Origin of the sequence: Cryobacterium psychrophilum (assembly GCF_004365915.1) — a bacterium.
Lineage (GTDB): Bacteria > Actinomycetota > Actinomycetes > Actinomycetales > Microbacteriaceae > Cryobacterium > Cryobacterium psychrophilum.
In genome coordinates, this window is sequence record NZ_SODI01000001.1 from 1,356,397 (window position 1) to 1,376,321 (window position 19,925).

The window sequence follows — 19,925 nt, forward strand, 5'->3', positions numbered from 1 at the left end:
CCAATGATGCGAATACTGGCCGACACACGTCGACGGATGCGAGAAGGTTCTTCTCACGGCTTTCGGGACTGAGCGCTGGACATGATCAGCACCGACGGTCAGTTGCGCCGGTGGACACCGAACGCGAACGGGTGGGACGGTACTGAACGCTAGTGCGCAGAACGCAGGGGGGTGACGCGGCCGGCGGAGATGGCGAAGGCACCCAGAGCCGCAACGCGTGCGTGCGTGAAGTGGGTTGTCCTTGTCATGTCGGCCTCCTGAGCGCGCTTTTTTGCTGTGTGCTCCCGTGGTCAGGCAACCTTTCAGAATACGTGAGTCCCTGCGCGGGGCGCAAGCATTCTCTCATCCGGTGTGCCAGGCGACGGACTACATAAACCGTTAAGGCAGCTGAACTACTCTGTTACCCGGGTTCTGGCGCGTCGGCCGGCTCAACGAGAGGACCTTCATGTACCCCATGCTCTTCGGCATCACTTTTCTCGACTCCGAGTGGCTGATCGGCTGGTTCGGGTCGTTCGTTCTGATCGGCGTTGCCGCCGTGATCTTCGTCGAGACCGGATTCATCGTGTTGTCGTTCATGCCCGGCGATTCCCTGCTCTTCACCGTGGGTTTGCTCACCGCCACCGGAGCCGTACCGTTCCCAATCTGGATCACCGGCATCGTGGTGTTCATTGCCGCGTTCTCCGGCGACCAGCTCGCCTATTACATTGGGCGAAAGGCCGGTCCGGCCGTGTTCTCCCGCGAGCAGAACCGGTTCTTCAACCCCCAGAATGTGGAGCGCACCAACGCCTTCTTCGCGAAGCACGGTGGCAAGTCCATCATCATGGCGCGCTTCCTCCCCGTGTTCCGCGCCTTTGTGCCCGTCGCTGCCGGCGTGGGCCGAATGCGTTACCGCACGTTCGTCACCTTCAACGTGATCGGTGCGTTCGCTTGGGGCGTGGGCCTCACTCTCGTGGGTTTCTTCCTCGGCCAGATCGCGTTTGTCGCCGCCTACTCCGAGTACTTCATCATCGGGATCATTCTGCTCTCGGGCATCCCGATCCTCACCGAACTGACCAAAGCCACCCTGGCCAACCGCAGGAGCCGCGGCCAGGCCACGGTGCCCGAGGCCGTCGTCCCCGCCGAACTGCGCGAGTAACCAACGCCCGCTCGCCGGCATCGCTCAAGCGGGCGCGTCGGGTGCAGCGGATGCCCGTTCGCCCTCAGTCGGGAGCGACGGGCATGGCGGCTGCCTGTGGTTCCACATCGGGGTCCCACGGCTGCGGCATGCCGATCGGGTTCGGGAGCGGAAGGACGGCACCGCAGGCGAGCGCTATCGGTGAGAGCAACCGGGCGACGTCTGCCACAGCCGTGTCGTCGAGGCCATTCCACGGCTCCAGGGCCAAGCGATTGGTGAGCCCCTCTGCACGGTTCAGGGCCGCTGTCCCGAGCGGGCTGATGGCGTCGTGTGCGGTGAGCAGCCGGCGCTCACACAGGGCCTCAACCTCGGCGTTCCACTGTTCCTCCGTCCAGCCGCGCCCGCGCTTCATCGCGGCGGGGTCGAGGTCGAGGGAGCTGCGCAGCACGATGGTCGACAGCCCGGCGATGTTCTCGCAGACGAGTGCGAGCACGTGTCCGTCACCGCGGTGCTCCCTGAGGGTTGCGGTGGCCTGCCACAGTTGGCGGTACGGGTCTGCTTCTTCGGGAAGAGCTCGGTTCGCCGCGGCGAGGGGACGTCCGATGGTGTCGACACGGTCCGAGATGCGCGTGAGGGCCGCCGCGGCATCCGTGACAAGTCCCTCGTCGGGCACCAACTCACGCAGGGTCTGGGCGGCACCGAGGGACCGAGCCTCAAGCACCCGTTCGACCGAAGCGACCGACCAGGCGGCGGGCAGCGCGCGTTCGACGAGGGCCGGGGCGAATCCACTGAACATGGCCGTGACCGGAGCGGCCCTCACGGCCCCGAGCGGCGCTGCGCGGCCGGCGAAGTAGCCGTCCCAGTAGCGAGTGAGCCCGACGGCGGCGAAGTGCTCTCGAGCCTGGGAGGCGAAATAGGTTACGGCGTGGATGGGCTCGAACAACGTCCACAGCGCCCGTACCAGGTGTTCACGATTGTGCATACGACCTCCTCGTCGCGGCCAGCCTACGGGTTCAACGCCGGGGCCGCCTGAAGGTTCGCTGGGACGCGCCCCCGACCGCGCCGGTTGCTACTTCAGGAGATCCGCGGCGCCGAGAACAGCACCACACCGCGAAGACGCGGGTGAGCGGATGCCCCCGGTCCGGATCTCCTGAAGTAGCGACGCCGCGCGCGGGGAACGCGTGCCGCGGCAGTGACGCTAGCTGGCGGCGTCGAGGCGAGCCGAGGCCAGCAGTTCGGCGGCGGCGAGGGTGGTGATCGACTGCTCGTGGGCATCCGCAAAGATCTGCGTCACGACGTCGGCAATGGCGTCGACTCGCGTGGTGATGCTCGCGAGGTCGGCATCAGGCTCGCTCGCCATGGCGAGGTAGACGACGCCACCGGCATTCACCACGAAGTCGGGGGCCCAGAGGATGCCGCGGGCGTCGAGCTCGGCCGCGCTGGCGGGGCTCTCCAGCTGGTTGTTGGCCGCACCGACGACGCCGAGCACGTTGAGCTCGCCGATCACCGTGGAGGTGAGCACACCACCGAGGCCACAGGGCACGAAGAGGTCGGCCTGAACGCGGTGCACGCCGGCGACGGGAACCCATTCGGCGCCGAGTTCGTCGGCGAGCTCCCGCTTGGCGGGGTTGATATCGGTGACGGTGAGGGTGGCGCCAGCGGCGGCGAGGGCAATCGCGAGGCGGCCACCGACCTGACCGAGGCCCGCGATGACGAGGTGACGACCGGTGACGTCGCGACTGCCGAAGAGGGCTTCGAGGGTGGCGAGGATGCTCGCATAAACGCCGGCCGCCGTGGCATCGGCGGGTTCGCCCACTCCGCCGCTGGATGCGGGGAGGCCGCAAACATGGTCAGTGCGCTCCTGCACGATGGCCATGAGTTCGGCGCTCGTGCCCACGTCTTCGGCGGTCATGTACACACCACCGAGGCTCTCGATGGCGTCGCCGAGGTCGAGCATCGCGTCGCGCTTCTCGGCGTCGGTCAGCACGACTCCGAGCGGAAGGTGAATGACGGACTTACCGCCACCCAGGTTGAGGCCGGCCGCGGCGTTCTTCAGCGTCATGGCCGTGGAGAGACGCAGCGCGTCGGCGACGGCGTCGGTCCAGTCGGGGTACTGCCACATGCGCGCGCCACCGAGGGCCTGGCCCAGCTTGGTGGAATGCACGGCCACGGTGATCACGAGTCCGGAGCGGGTTCCGGTGGTGATGAGCACTCGTTCATGGGTGAAGGGAATGCCTACAAGCGCTTCCAGCGACGGTGATGGGTGCGTGAGTGTCATCTGTATTTCTCCTTGAGACCTGGCCTTGTGAGCCTGTTGTCGGGCGCGCAGGTGTGTTGCGCGGAACGACAAGACTAACGCCGCGCGCCACGGAGCGAAAGGATCCGTGTCACGGCGCACATCACGGGATCGGGGTCGAACGGTCCGAATCCGCCCGTCGGTGCCGAAAACGCCCTCCCGGTGACCGGGAGGGCGTTTTCGGCACCAGCTGCGGCCGTGGCCTAGTGGAAGAAGTGACGCTCTCCCGTGAAGTACATCGAAACGCCGGCCGCGGTGGCCGCGGCGATGACTTCCTCGTCGCGAACCGATCCGCCGGGCTGCACCACGGCGGTCACGCCGGCATCGAGCAGAACCTGCAGGCCATCAGCGAAGGGGAAGAACGCGTCGGACGCGGCGACCGAGCCCGCTGCACGGTCTGCCGCACGGCTCACGGCGAGGTGGCAGGAATCCACCCGGTTCACCTGGCCCATTCCCACACCAACGGATGCTCCGCCGTGGGCGAGCAGAATCGCGTTCGACTTCACGGAGCGGCACGCCTTCCACGCGAATTCCAGGTCGGTGCGGGTGGCGGCATCCGCTTCGGGGCCGGCCACGAGCGCCCAACCAGCGGAGCTGAAGTCCTCGAACGTGTCGGTCTCCTGCACGAGCAGTCCACCCGAGATCTGGCGCAGCTCGAGCGAGGACCGCTCGTAGTCTGCGGGCAGCTCCAGCAGGCGGATGTTCTTCTTGGCGGTGAGCACCGTGAGAGCCTCAGGCTCGAACCCGGGGGCCACGAGCACCTCGGTGAAGATGTGGCTGACCGTTTCGGCCATGGCCAGCGTCACCGGGCGGTTGGCGGCGATGACGCCTCCGAAGGCACTCATCGGGTCACAGTCGTGCGCGCGGCGATGCGCCGACGCGATCGAATCGGGTGTCTTCGCGGCGGCGACGGCGATGCCACAGGGGTTCGAGTGCTTCACGATGGCCACGGCCGGCTCGGTGAAGTCATACGCGGCGCGCACCGCGGCATCCGCGTCGACGTAGTTGTTGTACGACATCTCTTTGCCGTGCAGCTGCAGGGCCTGGGCGATGCCCTGGCCGCCCTCGCCCACGTAGAGGGCCGCAGCCTGGTGCGCGTTCTCGCCGTAGCGGAGGATGGCGTTGCGCTCGGCCTCGATGAGGATGCCGTCGGGGAACGGCGAGTCTTCGACGGACGCGTCGTCTTCGGGCTCCTCGGCCGAGTCATCATCGAGCGGGTCGCCGCCGAGGAACTCGTTGTCGTCTTCCCACTGGTCATAAACGTTGTCGGTGAACCAGGCGGAGACGCTCAGGTCGTAGTCGGCGGTGTGCTCGAAGGCGAGCGAGGCGAGCTTCTGGCGAAGCTTGAGCGTCGAGCCGCCGGTTTCGACCGCGGCGATGAGCTCACCGTAGTTGGCCGGGTCAACGACGATGGCCACGTTGGCGTGGTTCTTGGCCGCGGCGCGCACGAGCGCGGGGCCGCCGATGTCGATCTGCTCAATCACGTCGGCGGGCTTGGCGCCCGACTCGACGGTCTCCACGAACGGGTACAGGTTCACGACCACGAGCTGGAACGCGGCGATTCCGAGGTCATTGAGCTGAGCCTCGTGCGACTCGAGGCGCAGGTCGGCAAGAATTCCGGCGTGCACGCCGGGGTGCAGGGTCTTCACTCGTCCATCGAGGGATTCGGGGAACCCGGTGACGGCGGACACGTCAGTAACGTCGTGGCCGGCCTCGCGAATCGTGGCGGCGGTTGAGCCGGTGGAGACGATCTCGACGCCGGAGGCGACGAGCGTGGCGGCGAGTTCAAGCAGGCCGGTCTTGTCACTCACGGAGATGAGCGCCCGCTGAACCTTGATCAGGTCCCGTTCGCGGTACAGGCTCGCAGCGGATGCCGCCTGGTTGCTCTGGCCGTTATTGGTGTGACCGCTCATACGTTGGAGTGCTCCTTGAGATTGACGTGTCCGTTGGCAATGTCGAGCACCGCTTGCACCAGCAGGCGCCGCTCGACGATTTTGATGCGATCGTGCAGGGAAGTTTCGCTGTCGTGCGGGTGCACCGCGACGCGTTCCTGCGCAATGATTGGTCCGTCATCGACACCGTTGTCAACCACAATGATGCTCGCGCCGGTCTCGGTGACCCCGGCCGCAAGCGCGTCGCGCACGCCGTGCGCTCCTGGAAACTCGGGGAGGTAGGCCGGATGCGTGTTGATCAGATTCGGGGACAGCGCGGCGACGACGCGCGGCGGCAGCAGCCGCATGAGCCCGCTCAGCACCACGAGGTCGGGTTTCCACTGCTCGATCTGGGCGAGCAGCTCATCGCCCCAGGCCGCACGATCTTTAAATGACGTGAACGGCACGGAAAACGTGGGGATGCCGAATTCTTCGCCGAGGGCCAGCCCGTCGGCGTCACGATCGGCGCCAATGGCCACGATCCTCGCGGGATACTCGGCGTCTTCTGACGCCTCGAGCAGGGAACGCAGGTTGGATCCGCCACCGGAGATCAATACGACCAATGAAAGCACAACATCGACCTTACCGTTTAGCCGCGCGGGGTGCAGGCTCCCGCGGGCGCGGTACCACCGTGATCGTGTGTTGCGGCTTCAGGAGATTGGTCTCCTGTGGCGCGCGGCCACCCCGAGAACATGCGGCAGAGCGGATGCCCCGGGCCGGATCTCCTGAAGTGGCAACACCCAGCGCCCGTGCGTGTGGGCGCTAGCTGCGGGCCTTCCGGCGCAGTCGCGGAATGGGAACCCGCGGCACACGCACCCCGCCGCCCACGAGCATGCCGAGGGCCGCGGCAACGCCGATCTCGCCCGCCGCGACGGCGCCAACGAGCAGCGGGTTCGGCCCCACGTCGGCCAGGCGTCCTGGGCCGAGCGACCCTGCCGACCACCAGGCGAGAATCCCGAGGATGAATCCGGCCACGATCCCCATCCCGAGCCCACTGAGCACATGCTGCAGGGTGCTTCGCGCGGGCATGCCCGCGCCGTCGAGACGCTGGCGCACAATGATCGCGAACACGAAGCCGATCAGAATCGGAACGAGCAGCCCGAGAAAGCCCCACGCGAGCGCCCCCTGCGGGAGCACCCCCAGAATCGGCAGTCCGGGAACCGGTCCCAGCAGGGTGCCAGCCGGCGAAACATTTGACCCCACACCCACCGCGATCCCCGGCCCAACCAGCCACGCCATGGTCCAGATCACGAAGTTGGGGATAAACGCGAGTTGCCCGAGGGTGATCGTGGCACCGCCGACGATTCCGGCCTGAATCGCCTCGTAGAGTCCGATGATCGTGGCATAGTTCACGACCAGAAGCACGAAGAACGCGATCGCCGCCAGCATGATGACGCCGGCACTCGCGGCTGCTCCCCCACGCAGCGCCCCCGAAATGACGGCGCGCGTGCTCTGCTGCAGTCGCCGATAGCGATCACGGATGCCCCGGCTCACCGGATCGAGGCGGTTCTGCACGCCATCGGCGGTCGCGGCGCCCATCCTCCGGGCGTTCGCGCTGTCATCCCGCACGGCCGCCCTGGCAACGCGGTAGCCGCGCAGGCGGGCGCGTTCCGCCCCGAAGAGAACTCCCGCGCCGTAGACGAGCGTGGGAAAGAGCATCCCCTGAACGGTCGATGGCGTGACCGTGCCTCCGTCGGCGGAGAGGGTAGCGATCGTGGCCATGACTCCGTAGACCAGCACGGCCGAAATGATTCCGGTCCAGCGGTGTGGTGTCTCGGCCGCGCGGCGACCGGTGAGTATGCCCAGGAGCACGGTGACGACCGCGAAACCGAGCGGTGCCAGGGTGAGGAGGAACGGGGCCTCCGCTCCGGGAAGGCCGAAAGTGCCGACCAGGTCGGGGCCGAGCTGCACGCTGAGGTCGACGCCGTTGCCAAGTAGCCAGATGTCGACGGCGGCCCGCCAGAATACGAACCACTCAACGGAGAGTCCAAAATGGGCAGCCCACAGCACGGTCAGTGGCACGAGGGCGATACCCACGCCGATGGCCACGACGAGCAGCGCTTCGAGCGCCGCGAGCAGGGCAGTAGTTGTACGGTTCATCCGGGTTTCGAGCCTACCGTCCCTCCCCCGTCTCGCAGGCTCGCCTCACCTCGCGCACCTCGAATACGACGAAGATTCGCGGTTACACGGGGTCCGGCGCGGCGTGTCGCGGCGGGCATCTCGCCGCGCCCGGTTTCGGTGGCCGCTACGCCGGTTACCGTAGCGGCCACCGATTTGGGGCGCGGGCGCCATCCGCGCGGCGCCAAAAACCCCTTAACGAGGCAGGGCCCGCCGCGAATGCGACGGGCCCTGCCTGGACGAACTGACTTACGCGGAAACCTTGAGCGCGGAGAGTGCCTCGCGCAGCAGGGTTGCAGCCTCGCTCGGCGTCTTGCCGACCTTGACTCCGGCGGCCTCGAGGGCCTCCTTCTTGCCCTGGGCGGTTCCGGCTCCGTCGGAGACGATGGCGCCGGCGTGGCCCATGGTCTTGCCCTCGGGGGCCGTGAAGCCGGCCACGTAGCCGATGACCGGCTTCGTGACATGCGCCTTGATGTACTCGGCGGCCTTCTCTTCGGCGTCTCCACCGATTTCGCCGATCATCACGATCGCGAGGGTCTCGGGGTCGGCCTCGAACGCCTCAAGGGCGTCGATGTGCGTGGTACCGATGATGGGGTCGCCACCGATGCCGATTGCGGTCGAGAAGCCGAGGTCGCGCAGCTCGTACATCATCTGGTACGTGAGGGTGCCCGACTTCGAAACGAGGCCGACCGGTCCCTTCCCGGTGATGTTCGCGGGGGTGATGCCCACGAGAGCTTCGCCGGGCGTGATGATGCCGGGGCAGTTCGGACCGATGATGCGGGTCTTGTTGCCCTTGGCCTTGGCGTAGGCCCAGAACTCGGCGGAGTCCTGAACGGGAACGCCCTCGGTGATGATCACGAGGAGGGGGATCTCGGCGTCGATCGCTTCGATGACGGCGTTCTTGGTGAACACCGGCGGTACGAAGATGATCGAGACGTCGGCACCGGTCTCGGCGACGGCCTCGGAGACCGTGCCGAACACGGGCAGTTCGACGGCGCCGTGCACAACCGTGGTGCCGGCCTTGCGGGCGTTGACGCCACCGACCACCTGGGTGCCGGCCTTGAGCATGAGGGCGGTGTGCTTGGTGCCCTCACCTCCGGTGATGCCCTGAACGATGACCTTGGAGTCTTTGTTGAGGAAAATTGACATTCTGTTCTAGTCCTTACTCTCGACAGTCGATCAGCTGGCTGCGTGGGCGAGTTCGGCAGCCTTGGCGGCCCCCTCGTCCATCGTTGCGGCCAGGGTGACGAGCGGGTGGTTGGCCTCGGCCAGGATGCGACGGCCTTCGTCAACGTTGTTGCCGTCGAGGCGAACCACAAGCGGCTTGTTGGCGGAGGTGCCGAGCTCGGCGAGGGCGCCCACGATGCCCTTGGCGACAGCGTCACACGCGGTGATGCCACCGAACACGTTGACGAAGACCGATTTCACCTGGGGGTCGCCCAGAATGACGTCGAGTCCGGCCGCCATGACCTCAGCGGATGCTCCGCCTCCGATGTCGAGGAAGTTGGCCGGTTTGACGTTGCCGAAGTTTTCGCCCGCGTAGGCGACAACGTCGAGCGTGCTCATGACCAGACCGGCACCGTTTCCGATGATGCCAACTTCGCCGTCGAGCTTCACGTAGTTGAGTCCGGCGAGCTTGGCCTTGGCCTCGAGCGGGTCGGCTGCGGCAGCGTCTTCGAGATGCGCGTGCTTCGGGTGACGGAAGTCAGCGTTCTCGTCGATCGTGACCTTGCCATCGAGCGCGATGATGTCGCCCTCTTCGGTGAGGACGAGGGGGTTGACCTCGACCAGGGTTGCGTCCTCGCCCTTGAACACGTTGTAGAGCTGCACGAAGACCGGTGCGACCTTGTCAACGAGCTCGGCGGGGAACTTGGCGTCAATCGCGATCTGCGTCGCGACAGCCAGGTCGATACCGACCGCGGGGTCGACCGCCGTGTAGGCGAGTGCTTCGGGCTTCTCCACGGCGAGAACTTCGATCTCCACGCCGCCCTCGTAGCTGGCGAGGGAGAGGTAGGACCGATTCGACCGGTCCAGCAGCACGGAGAAGTAGAACTCCTGCTTGATGCGCGCTCCACCGGCGACCATGACACGGCCCACGGTGTGGCCCTTGATGTCGAGGCCCAGAATGTCGCGGCCAGCGGCCTCGGCATCGTCGGGGGTCTTGGCAACCTTCACGCCGCCAGCTTTGCCGCGGCCACCGACCTTGACCTGCGCCTTGACGACGACAACGCCGCCGAGCTTCTCGGCCGCTGCACGTACTTCTGCGGGGGTGTCCGCGATGATGCCCGGCAGAACCGGCACACCATATTCCTCAAAGAGGTCTCTTGCTTGGTATTCGTAAAGATCCACGCTGCTCTTCCAATCCGCGTCTCAGCAATCACGCTGGTGTTGAGGTTGTTGGTGACAGCAGCCCGTCGCAAATTAGCTCGACATCAAGACATACCGACCATCTGAAACTCTATCGCGTCTCGGCGGTCAACTCTCACCCCAAAGCGGCTCGCGCGCGGAAATACGGCGTACGCGAGTGAAAGGCTAGCCACACCTTGCTGGACCGCGTGGCGCCGGAGTGCTTATCTAGTGCTATGACTAATGTGCACCAAGGGGTGGAACCCCATGCGGCCGGCCTGGCGTCGCGTTTGAATTGGCTGCGAGCGGGCGTTCTGGGCGCGAACGACGGCATTGTCTCGGTGGCGGCCCTGGTGGTGGGTGTCGCTGCCGCGACAACCGATTCGCATGTCATTCTCATTGCCGGCGTTGCAAGCCTCCTCGCCGGGGCGATTTCGATGGCGCTCGGCGAATACGTGTCGGTGAGCAGCCAACGCGATTCCGAGCGGGCCCTCATCGCCAAGGAAACCTGGGAGCTCGCGAACCAGCCCGAGGAGGAACTTGCCGAGCTCGCCGGGTTCTATCAAGCCAAAGGCCTGTCGGCACACACCGCCGAGTTGGTCGCGGTCGAGCTGACCCGGCACGACGCCCTCGCCGCCCACCTCGAGGTTGAGCTGCATATCGACGCCGAAGACGTGTCGAACCCATGGCACGCGGCCTTCGCCTCCGCGATTTCATTTACCATCGGTGCGGCGCTGCCCCTCTTGGCCGTCTTGCTGCCGCCGCCGGGGCTCCGCATCGGCGCAACATTCCTGGCCGTGCTCGTGGCCCTCGTGATCACCGGCTGGCTCAGCGCGTTCCTCGGCAACAGCCCGAAGCCACGTGCCATTGCGCGCATCGTCATCGGCGGGCTCCTCGCCCTCGCCGTGACCTACTTGATCGGTACCCTCATCGGCGGCACCGTCTAACCCGATTAGGCTGACACAATGCCCACTCGCCGTCCCCTGACGTTCTTCCTCGTCGATGCACTGTTCGTGCTCGCGTTCGTCCTCATCGGGCGGGCGAGCCACAACGAGGGTGCTCTCGGCACCCTCGTGACCTACTGGCCGTTTCTCGGCGGACTCATTCTCGGCTGGCTGCTGCTGCGCGCGTGGCGCAGCCCGCAACGCATCCGCATCACGGGCCTCGGCATCTGGGTTTCGACGGTAACGTTCGGGCTGCTGCTGCGAGTGTTGAGCGGCCAGGGGGTGCAGTTGAGCTTCGCGATCGTCACCACGATTGTGCTCGGCGTTTTCCTGCTGGGCTGGCGCTCGGTCGCCGCCCTCGTTCGTCGTTCGCATTCGCGTTCGCGTTCGCGCACAGCCTGACGAAGAACGCTCGAACGACCGGATGCCCCTGCTCACGAGCGCGGGCGGTGCTGATCCCGGCGCGGAGGCCACTTCAGTGGGCGGCGTCGATTCGTTTCGCTACCTCGTAGCCGTCGCGGGAGAAGATCGTCTGAAAGCGCACTCCGGCATGCACCTGCGCGGCGACGTCCCCCACCGAGTGCCACTCTGCGGGCAGGCCACCGGACTGCAGGTCGACGACGAGGTAGTCGGGGGTCGGATTCGTGTTGCCCACCCAGTAGACCGTGGTCCGAGGCGCCAGATATCCCATCAAACCGATGTCGGATTCCACCAGCGAGGCATCAGGAACGCTCACGAGGGCAGCGTGGGCGGCGGCGGCGGCGGCGCTGCGCTGAGTTGAGTTGAGTTGAGTTGAGTTGAGTTGAGTTGAGAAATGCGTATCGGTGCTGACCACCGCGGGTGCCATGCGCCCGTACGTCCGGGTCCATCGACTGCGCTCATTCCGACAGCCGGTGATCGCATCCAGCACAGCGACGAACAGAATGGGCATGAGAACCGCACTGTATTGCCAGCCGGGCCCCCAATAGCCGGAATTATCGGAAAGAAACCGCCACGCGAGCGTGGGGAGAAGTAAAAGGACCAATGGCGAACGAAGGGCGATGGCGCCGGACGCCACGATGAGCAGAACGAGGGTCAGAGCCTTCTCGGGCTGTAAGAAGATCGTCGAGGCCGCCGCAGGGTTCAAGCTCTGCGCGTAGGCCCAGCGACCGTCGGGGTTGAGCAAGGGCAGCACGATCAGAGTCGCAATACCGAACCAACCGATTCCCCAGACCGCAAGCCAAACCCCGCGAGGGCGGCGGCTGCGGTAGGCGAGCACAATCCCGAGCGCAGCCACGGTGAGGCCCAGATCCTCCTGCACGAACACGAGGGGCATCGCCCACAGCATGCAGGCGATCCACTGCCGACGCAGAAAGGCGGTGAGTGAGAATGCCAGGAGCGGTACGGCGAAGGCGATCTCGTGGAACTGCGCCTCCACGGCCCCCTGCAGACCCCAACTGAACGCAAACGCCAGCCCGAACAACAGCCCCAGGGGCTGGCCCAGCAGCCGAACTGCCCCGAAAGCGATGGCTCTCGCTGCAATCCCCAGGAGGACATTTTGGGCCACCAAGACCGTGAAGGTGCTCGGGAACGCCGCGTACTGCTTCGCGAGTTGGGTGAAGATTCCCAAATCCCACGACGGCACCACATAGGCGTTCCACTGAAACCACGAAAATATCGTGTAGACGGTGGTCGTGATCATCCCGACGAGCATCGCTGCGCCGACACCCTTGGACCTCGCTGCAGCAGCATCGGGTGCCGTCTGCGCCGCCGGCTGGATCGATTGTTCTCGGTTTTCCTCTCGCATGCGCCGCGCCTATCGACGGAGTCGAATCCGGGCCAGGATGGATTGCGCGGCTTCTCGGGCTCGGGCGATCAAGGTGTCTGTGCGAGCAGGTGGGGGCTCCCCGTGTCGCAGGAGGGTGCCGTGTTGTTCGTCGATGTGGGCGGTGTGCCGGGTGAGGTCGCTTGACGTGGTGTCTCGTGGGGGAAGTTGGAGTTGGGTTTCGGCGGGAATGCCGGCCTGGAGTTGGCGTCCGCGTTCGAGTTCCGCATTGAATTCGGCGCCGAGGAGCAGCGCCATATTTACGAGGAAGACCCAGATCAAGAAGATGATGACTCCGGCGAGGGTGCCAAAGGTTTGGTTGTAGGTGGAAAAATTCGCGACGTAGAACGCGAATCCGGCCGATGCTGTGGCGAGGAGAACGATGGCCAAAATGGCGCCGAGGCTGAGCCATCGAAACCGTGGTTGTTGGATGTTCGGGGTTGCGGCGTAAAGAACGGCAACGATCACGACGACGGCAGCGGCAAGGATCGGCCATTTTGCGACGTCCCAGACTGCAACGGCAGTGTTTCCGATGCCCAGCGCTTCACCGAAGGCGCGGAGGATCGGGCCCGACACCACCACGATGGTGGCGCTGAGGAGAACGAGGGTGACGAGGACGACGGTGACGGCGAGTTGGGCGGGTTTCCGTTTCCAATAGGGGCGACCTTCGTCGACTTCGTAGATGCGGTTCATGGCCCGACCGAATGCGCTGACGAAGGCCGAGGCCGACCACAATGCTGCCAGCACGCCGATCACGAAGGTGAGGCTTGCGGTGGAGGTTGTCGCGATGTCGTCGAGGGGTTGCCGGAGGATCTCGATGACGGCTCCGGGAGCAACTTGATCGAGCAGAGACAGAAGGCGGTCGACTGCGGCCGGCCCATCACCGATGACACCAATGAGCGACACGATCGCTAATGCTGCCGGGAAAACCGACAGGACGGCGAAAAAGGTCAGCCCGGCAGCGGCGTCAATGCCGCCGTCCTGGCCAAATTCATGCACCATCCGACGCAGCGAATAGACCCAAGTCTGTTTCCGGATCTGGGTCGGCCATGATGCTTTCGACGCGTCGTCCGGTGGCGGCGGGGTCGTGGGCATGATCTACGTTATCCCTCCCACGTGATGTGGTGGCCGGAGCTACGTCAGAATCCGTAGCCGCTGACCTTGTACCGCCATCTTTCACCGGATTGGCCGATGAAACGCAAGGTCGCAGGCACCTTCATGCGGCAGTCGACGCGCTGAAGCGACCTGCTACGCGAGTATCGACCTGAGTGTGCGTCAGCTCGTGATGACTGCTGCTCGGGCGAGCGCGGCGGCTCCAACAACACCGGCGTCGTCTCCCAGCTCAGAGACAACGAATTTAAGGTCGGGGTTGTGCTGCAGCATCCAGGGTTTGGCCGCGCTGAAGAGTCGGTCGGCAAGGTCTTGGCCGAGTTTTTCGGCCAGCCCACCCCCGATGACGACCCGGTCCAGATCGAGGAGATTGTTCGTGGAGCCGATCGCGATACCGAGGGTCTCGATTGCCGTGTCGAACAGTTTCTCGGCGAGCTGGTCTTCGTCGTCGAGCGCCTCGGCCCAGACCTTGGAGGTCAGCTTGGTTTTACCCTCGTCGTCGCGAATCGTGAACAGGGATGTCTTCCATCCGGCGTCGACCATCGACGTGGCGACGCCGCGCATCGATCGTCGTCCCGCATAGGCCTCGGCGCACCCGCGGCGACCGCAGGTGCAGAGCGCACCGCCGGCCAGAACGATGACGTGGCCGATCTCGCCGGCTGCTCCTCGGCTTCCTACGTACGGCCGGCCGTCGAGGATAAGGCCGCCACCGATCCCGGTTCCCATCCAGAGACCGAGGACGTTCCGACCGCCGCGTGCCGCACCCGCGATCCACTCCCCGAGCAGACCGACGTTGGCGTCGTTTCCCAGAGTGACAGGGACTCCGAGTTGGCCCGAGAGGGGTCCGATGAGGTCGACGTTTTCGGTCCAACCGGTGAGGTTGGGCACGGTGAGGGCGCGACCCTCATGCACGACACCGGGAATCCCGACTCCGACAGCGATGGGGTGGGCATCGAGGGAGCCAACCAATTCGGTGATGACGCGGATGACATTTTCCGGTCCACCTTCCGGGGTGGCGGCTTTAGCCCGCTGGAGTACATGATGACGTTCATCGACGGAACCGACCTCGATGTTGGTGCCGCCAACGTCGACGCCAACGACAACCAAATCTGTTTCACTCATGCCCCATCGTCGCACCACTACGCCTGAAGACCAGCTTTACCGCTAACCCGGTCAGATTCCTGGCTGGCCGGCTGGCTTCGGTTCGCGACGTTGTAGGCCAGCGAGGTGAGCTCAAATTCACCGTACGTCCAGGCGCCCGAGTCGGGATGCCACCTCACCTCGGCCTTCGTCGCCACCCGTGCGGGTCCGACCTGCGCATAGTCGTGCAACGGCGTCGACCAGCGCAGCGGTGTGAGGGTGTGGCCGTCAGGAGACATGCTCCCACGCCCGTCGGCGACGAAGTCGACCAGATCCCCCAGGTCATCGAATCGCAACTCGGCCGTGATGGTGTTGGGCCCCAGGGCGAAGTGCGCTGTGGCAGTGTGCTTGTCGATCGGCTCCCAGGTGATTGCGCGTGAGAGCAGGGCGCCGGGCGCCAGGCAGCACAGGTCGTTGAACAGCGTCACCGTTTCGGCGTGGGTGAGTGCGCTCCCCTTCGCATCGACCATCGAGCGGATCGACAGCAGCCGCACCCGCATGGTCGCGCCGTGATCGTCGAATGCGTGCAGAACATCCACCGGGAGTCCTTTCATCCTGGCGTTCATCATGAAGAAGCGTTCCGGGGTATCTACGAGGTCCAGCTGGTCAGCGGTGAACGTCATCCATGCGCTGTCCGGGGCGCTGCGGATCCGGCCGGTCCAGGTTGCCCGGAAGTCGGTCACGGGCGGCCGGCCGATTACACCGGACCGATGAAGGTAGCGCTGCACCGGATCGGGCAGGGAAGCCAAGTCACCCTCGAGGATCACCCCGCCGGACGCCGACCGGACCAACGGCCACACGCGTGTCAGGGCATGCTCGAATTCGGCGCGAAGGCTCAGCGGGCCCCGGGAGGCGAAGCCATATATGACTGCTCCGAGGAGCACCACGTTCGCGATGGTGCCCACGCTGGCGTCTCCCCAGGAGGTGAGAATGACGGCTTGCGAGATGACCACGGCACCAGCACCGACTGCCCACCACAACCGGGGTGCAAAGAACAGCGCGCCGGCGGCGATCAGGCAGAGCATGCCTGCGGCCAGCCAGAGCAGCCCCACGGGTTGCGAAATGGGTTGCACCAACTGGGGGATATCGGCGAGCTGGAAGGCCTTGACGAAGCCGAAGAAGTGAATCAGGCCGTGCAGCACGAAAACCGCGGCGATGGTGATGCGGATCATGGTCGTGGTTTCCCTTCGAAGGGGCGTCGTAATGCGTCTGCGCTTCAGCCTTCACTGGCGGGGGCAGGCAGACCAGAGCCGAAAGTCCCGGCCAAGTCGGAAGAGCCACCGTTCAGACGAGGTCGTCCTCCCTTATGTCTGTCCGCGAGATGGCGACAATGTCAACGCTCCTATAGTGGATAGCGACGGAGGTGAGGAGAATCTGCCCTATGTCGATCGTCACAGGCGAATCCGGATGACGAATAATCCCGGGTCCTCACCCTTACCCTCACTGAGCTTCTCGGACGAACAAGGAGAGCATTGTGCCTGATTCGGTCTTTGTCACCGGAGCCACCGGGATCGTCGGCCGTGGCGTCGTCGATGCACTTCTCACGAAGGGCGTGAAAGTGATTGCGGGCCTCCGGGACCAGGGAAGCGCCCACTGCCTCCCAGACGGGGTCGAAGCCCGCACCTTCAACTTCGGTGCCGGCGCCAAAGAGCTGGAGGATGTGCTTGAGGGCGCGGATCGGCTGTTCCTGATGCGGCCCCCGCAGATCGCGGACGTCCAATCGCAACTGTTCCCCGTCATTGACGCAGGGAACCGTCGCGGGATCCGTCAGACCGTCTTCCTCTCCCTACAAGGAGTGCAATATAACAAGGCGACCCCGCACCACGCGGTCGAGGAATACATGCGCCAGATCGATGTGCCCTACACGTTCCTGCGCCCGAACTTCTTCATGCAGAACCTGTCGACCACCTACGCCGCCGAGATCCGCGAACGCGGAGAGATCTACGTGCCCGCCGGGCGGTCCTTCACCGCGTTCATCGATGCGCGCGACATCGGCCGGGTCGCCGCAACCACTTTCACCGAATCAGGTCACACCCGCAAGGCATACACCCTCTCCGGAGAGCAATCACTCACCTACCGCAACATCGCCCGCACCATGACCGACGTGCTCGGTCGCCACATCACTTACGCTCGCCCGTCGGAGACGGACTACCTCGCCCACCTCGCCGCGCAAGGCCAGCCCGAGGGCTACATAGACGTGCAGAAGATGATCTACCGCATCGTCCGGCTCAACATCAGCGCCATCCCCAACCGAGCCATCCGTCAGCTCACCGGCACGCCCGCCACCACGTTCGCGGACTTCGTCCGCGACAACAGATCAGCATGGACACCCCAACGCTGAGAACCCGACCTCAAGAGGAACCTTTACCGGGAAGTGAAGGTCAATAATGTCACCGGGGAAGCCGCAGCCCCCTGGGCCAAGGTCATAGATGAACACCTCCGAGGACGGTGACCGAGTCATCGGCAGCAGGCCGGCGTCACGCATGCAGATAGTGCGCGACGGGCCCTGAGCCGTGAGACTCGCCGACGATTTTCGCCGGCCCCATCGGGGGCAGGGCATGGGCTAGATTGAACTCAACGGACGACGGCGTCTGCGGACTCGCCGCGACCTCGGTCTGTTCCGAAAGGTCATGGCATGTCTGAAGATGCATCCGCCCAGAAGGGGATCGGCGACGCCGAACACCTCAAGGTGCTCGGTTACGAAGACTCCTTCCGCCGCTCCATGTCCCTCTGGGCAAACTTCGCCCTCGGCTTCACGTATCTCTCCCCGCTGGTCGGCGTCTACTCGCTGTTCGCGCTCGCGCTGAGCACGGGCGGTCCGCCCTCTATCTTCTGGCTCCTCATCGTCGGCACCGGCCAGCTACTCGTTGCCCTCATCTTTGGGGAGGTGGTGTCGCAGTACCCAATCGCCGGCGGCATCTACCCGTGGACCAGGCGTCTCTGGGGCAAACGCTACGCATGGATGGCATCCTGGGTCTATATCTGGGCGCTCATCGTGACGATTACAGCGGTCGCTGAGTTCGGCAGCGGGTTCCTCGGCAGCCTGATCGACGCGCCCGTCACGAAGGAAGTAACCCTGGGCTTGACCGTGCTGCTGTTGCTCGTCGCGTTTGGATTCAACTTCTCGGGCACGAAGATGCTGGGCCGCGTCGCCCGGATCGGCCTCGCCGCCGAACTGATCGGCGTGATCGGTGTTGGGCTGTACCTGTTGATCTTCCAACGCAAACAGGAATTCAGTGTGTTCTTCGACGGCATGGGAGTTCAGGGCGACGGAAGCTACTTGGCAGCCTTCCTCGGGGCTGCGCTGGCCGGCCTCTTTCTGTTCTACGGGTTCGAAGCGTGCGGCGACGTTGCTGAGGAGGTAACGAACCCTGCGAAGCGCATCCCGACGGCCATGATTATGACGATCCTCGTCGGCGGCGTCTCGGCCCTATTTTCTTTCGGCGGCTACGTCATGGCCGCACCCGATCTGCAAGCCATCGTCAATGGCTCCATCGCTGATCCGATACCGGCGATCCTCGAGTCGTCATTGGGACCCGTGGGCGCCAAGTTATTCCTCGTAGTTGCCGTGCTCGCTTTCCTGTCCTGCGTGCTGAGCCTACAGGCCGCCGCCAGTCGCCTCCTCTTCTCGTTCGGGAGGGACGGGATGATCCCCGGCCACGCCTGGATATCACACGTGTCCGCACGCCGGGCCGTTCCGGTAAACGCACTCATTGTGGCGTGCTCGATCCCTCTGCTGCTTTCCGTTTTCATCTACGTCGGGGGCAACAGCCTGCTCACCCAGATCACGTCATTCGCCGTGATCGGCATCTACGCCGCATTCCAGGCCGTCGTGCTCGCTGCTCTCCGGCAGCGCATCAAGGGCTGGCGGCCGGCGGGCCCATTCAACCTGGGGTTGATCGGTGGGTATGTCGTGAACATAGGAGCCCTCGTGTACGGGATCTTCGCGATGATTCTTTTGGCCGTGCCCGGCTCGAGCGGCGTTTTTCTCGACGACTGGATCGTGCTGATCGGATTTGGGGTCGTTGTGGTGAGCGGCCTTCTCTACCTGTTCATCGGCAAGCCGCACAGCGCCTCGCGACAGCCGGAGGGTGACGCGATCGCCATCGCCGCGCTCCTCCGAGCGCACCCGGACCACGCCGACCACCCCTAGCCGCCCGTATGACGACAAAGGTCTATCTCGGACGCGCCTTGGTCGGCACTCCAGTAACAGGCTGACCAACGGTCACCGCTGGTCACCGGCTATCCCTGTCGTCCCTGGCCCACATCAATGGCCCATCGGCCAAACGATCCAGTGTCAGGCGGGTGCTTTCATGAGCAACCCGGTGGCTACCCGGAGTGCGCTGGTCATTCCGCGCAGCTCGGATCTCAGAATGGCGTTCTCGTGTTCGAGTTCGCTGATACGGGTCTCATCTACGGACGACTGTGCACTCATGGTCTACCCCCAGACCTCAGGTATACCACACGTTCTACGGGCCGGCTCCTCATGAGCTCATCACGATTAATCGGTGACCAGGGCAACGACGGCGGCCTTGGCCTCGTCGGGGTCGGAGGCACTTGAAGCAACAACTAACTCTTAGAACTTTTAAGTTGAAACTTCAAGTCAAATGATAGATTGCTGCTATGCCCGAAGACAGCCCAACCGAACCCCGCTGGTTGAACGACGACGAGCGCACCGCCTGGTTGCGCCTGATCGCGGTGACCATGCTGCTGCCGAGCCGCTTGGAGTCCGAACTCAAACGAGACTCAGGCGTGAGCCACTTCGAGTACTACGTGCTCGCCATGATCTCCGAGAACGACGCCCGGTCGCTACCGCTGACCGAACTCGCCTCGCGAACGAACTCCTCACTCTCCCGACTGTCCCATGTGTTGGCCCGGCTCGAACGGCAGGGGTTTCTCACGCGCTGCGCGTCGAGGAGGGACGCCCGAGCCTCCGTGGCGAATCTCACCGAGGAGGGATGGGCGAAGGTCGTGGCGAGCGCTCCCGGGCACGTCGAGGAGGTGCGTACGGTCGTGTTCGACCCGCTCACGGCCCGCCAGGTGACGCAACTCAGCGACATCTGTGGTCGCCTGCTGAGCACCCTCGACCCCGACCACCGCCTGCTCGGCCTGGAGTAGCAGG

The 19,925-nt window shown here is 64.9% G+C and carries 18 protein-coding genes; 6 read left to right on the forward strand and 12 right to left on the reverse strand.

The features are described 5' to 3' along the window. Positions 1 to 445 precede the first annotated feature (445 nt). The gene (locus EDD25_RS06240; protein WP_134172522.1) at positions 446 to 1,135 is read left to right on the forward strand and encodes a DedA family protein; all 690 of its coding nucleotides are present in this window, start codon (positions 446 to 448) and stop codon (positions 1,133 to 1,135) included. A 64-nt stretch (positions 1,136 to 1,199) separates the two neighbouring features. Here EDD25_RS06240 and EDD25_RS06245 read toward each other — a convergent pair whose 3' ends face one another. The 7 genes from EDD25_RS06245 to sucC all read right to left on the reverse strand — a co-directional run bounded on the left by EDD25_RS06245 (position 1,200) and on the right by sucC (position 9,808). Then, on the reverse strand, positions 1,200 to 2,096 hold the full coding sequence (locus EDD25_RS06245) for an SCO6745 family protein (RefSeq protein WP_134172523.1): 897 nt from the start codon (positions 2,094 to 2,096) through the stop codon (positions 1,200 to 1,202). Between the two features lie 216 nt (positions 2,097 to 2,312). Then, positions 2,313 to 3,392, reverse strand: coding sequence for a Glu/Leu/Phe/Val dehydrogenase dimerization domain-containing protein (locus EDD25_RS06250; RefSeq protein ID WP_134172524.1), 1,080 nt, complete (start codon positions 3,390 to 3,392; stop codon positions 2,313 to 2,315). Between the two features lie 221 nt (positions 3,393 to 3,613). Then, on the reverse strand, positions 3,614 to 5,323 hold the full coding sequence (purH, locus tag EDD25_RS06255; RefSeq protein ID WP_134172525.1) for a bifunctional phosphoribosylaminoimidazolecarboxamide formyltransferase/IMP cyclohydrolase: 1,710 nt from the start codon (positions 5,321 to 5,323) through the stop codon (positions 3,614 to 3,616). Then, positions 5,320 to 5,913 (reverse strand): phosphoribosylglycinamide formyltransferase, encoded by a 594-nt coding sequence (gene purN / locus EDD25_RS06260; RefSeq protein ID WP_134172526.1) that lies wholly within the window; start codon positions 5,911 to 5,913, stop codon positions 5,320 to 5,322. Before purN ends, purH begins: the two co-directional genes overlap by 4 nt. A gap of 190 nt (positions 5,914 to 6,103) precedes the next feature. Then, the gene (locus EDD25_RS06265) at positions 6,104 to 7,441 is read right to left on the reverse strand and encodes a cell division protein PerM (protein ID WP_134172527.1); all 1,338 of its coding nucleotides are present in this window, start codon (positions 7,439 to 7,441) and stop codon (positions 6,104 to 6,106) included. 267 nt (positions 7,442 to 7,708) lie between these two features. After that, complete coding sequence (sucD, locus tag EDD25_RS06270) at positions 7,709 to 8,608, reverse strand: succinate--CoA ligase subunit alpha (RefSeq protein WP_134172528.1); 900 nt, start codon at positions 8,606 to 8,608, stop codon at positions 7,709 to 7,711. A gap of 30 nt (positions 8,609 to 8,638) precedes the next feature. After that, complete coding sequence (sucC, locus tag EDD25_RS06275; RefSeq protein WP_134172529.1) at positions 8,639 to 9,808, reverse strand: ADP-forming succinate--CoA ligase subunit beta; 1,170 nt, start codon at positions 9,806 to 9,808, stop codon at positions 8,639 to 8,641. A gap of 233 nt (positions 9,809 to 10,041) precedes the next feature. On the opposite strand from sucC, the gene EDD25_RS06280 reads away from it, so the two are divergent. Together EDD25_RS06280 and EDD25_RS06285 are read left to right on the forward strand one after the other, a co-directional pair. Beyond that, entirely contained in the window at positions 10,042 to 10,752 is a 711-nt protein-coding gene (locus EDD25_RS06280) for a VIT1/CCC1 transporter family protein (RefSeq protein WP_134172530.1), read from the forward strand. Positions 10,753 to 10,770: 18 nt separating this feature from the next. Beyond that, positions 10,771 to 11,151, forward strand: a complete 381-nt coding sequence (locus EDD25_RS06285; protein ID WP_134172531.1) for a DUF3054 domain-containing protein — start codon at positions 10,771 to 10,773, stop codon at positions 11,149 to 11,151. Between the two features lie 73 nt (positions 11,152 to 11,224). Here EDD25_RS06285 and EDD25_RS06290 read toward each other — a convergent pair whose 3' ends face one another. From EDD25_RS06290 to EDD25_RS06305, 4 genes are all read right to left on the reverse strand, one after another. Continuing rightward, positions 11,225 to 12,535, reverse strand: coding sequence for a DUF2079 domain-containing protein (locus EDD25_RS06290; protein ID WP_134172532.1), 1,311 nt, complete (start codon positions 12,533 to 12,535; stop codon positions 11,225 to 11,227). A 9-nt stretch (positions 12,536 to 12,544) separates the two neighbouring features. After that, positions 12,545 to 13,555, reverse strand: a complete 1,011-nt coding sequence (locus EDD25_RS06295) for a YihY/virulence factor BrkB family protein (protein WP_166671211.1) — start codon at positions 13,553 to 13,555, stop codon at positions 12,545 to 12,547. Positions 13,556 to 13,828: 273 nt separating this feature from the next. Beyond that, positions 13,829 to 14,785 carry an ROK family protein gene (locus EDD25_RS06300; protein WP_134172534.1) on the reverse strand — a complete coding sequence of 319 codons (957 nt, stop codon included), beginning with the start codon at positions 14,783 to 14,785 and terminating at the stop codon, positions 13,829 to 13,831. Between the two features lie 17 nt (positions 14,786 to 14,802). Continuing rightward, positions 14,803 to 15,975 carry a DUF6544 family protein gene (locus tag EDD25_RS06305; RefSeq protein WP_134172535.1) on the reverse strand — a complete coding sequence of 391 codons (1,173 nt, stop codon included), beginning with the start codon at positions 15,973 to 15,975 and terminating at the stop codon, positions 14,803 to 14,805. A gap of 302 nt (positions 15,976 to 16,277) precedes the next feature. Between EDD25_RS06305 and EDD25_RS06310 the strand changes: the two genes are divergently transcribed. Both EDD25_RS06310 and EDD25_RS06315 read left to right on the forward strand, forming a co-directional pair. Then, the gene (locus EDD25_RS06310) at positions 16,278 to 17,144 is read left to right on the forward strand and encodes an NmrA family NAD(P)-binding protein (protein ID WP_166671212.1); all 867 of its coding nucleotides are present in this window, start codon (positions 16,278 to 16,280) and stop codon (positions 17,142 to 17,144) included. Positions 17,145 to 17,438: 294 nt separating this feature from the next. Next, positions 17,439 to 18,956: an APC family permease gene (locus EDD25_RS06315; protein ID WP_134172537.1), complete on the forward strand. Its 1,518-nt coding sequence runs from the start codon at positions 17,439 to 17,441 to the stop codon at positions 18,954 to 18,956. A 144-nt stretch (positions 18,957 to 19,100) separates the two neighbouring features. Here EDD25_RS06315 and EDD25_RS17475 read toward each other — a convergent pair whose 3' ends face one another. Further along, positions 19,101 to 19,238 (reverse strand): hypothetical protein, encoded by a 138-nt coding sequence (locus EDD25_RS17475; RefSeq protein ID WP_166671213.1) that lies wholly within the window; start codon positions 19,236 to 19,238, stop codon positions 19,101 to 19,103. Between the two features lie 188 nt (positions 19,239 to 19,426). On the opposite strand from EDD25_RS17475, the gene EDD25_RS06320 reads away from it, so the two are divergent. Continuing rightward, a complete protein-coding gene (locus tag EDD25_RS06320) occupies positions 19,427 to 19,921 on the forward strand; it encodes a MarR family winged helix-turn-helix transcriptional regulator (RefSeq protein ID WP_134172538.1) in 495 nt (164 codons plus the stop codon). The last annotated feature ends 4 nt before the right edge of the window (positions 19,922 to 19,925 follow it).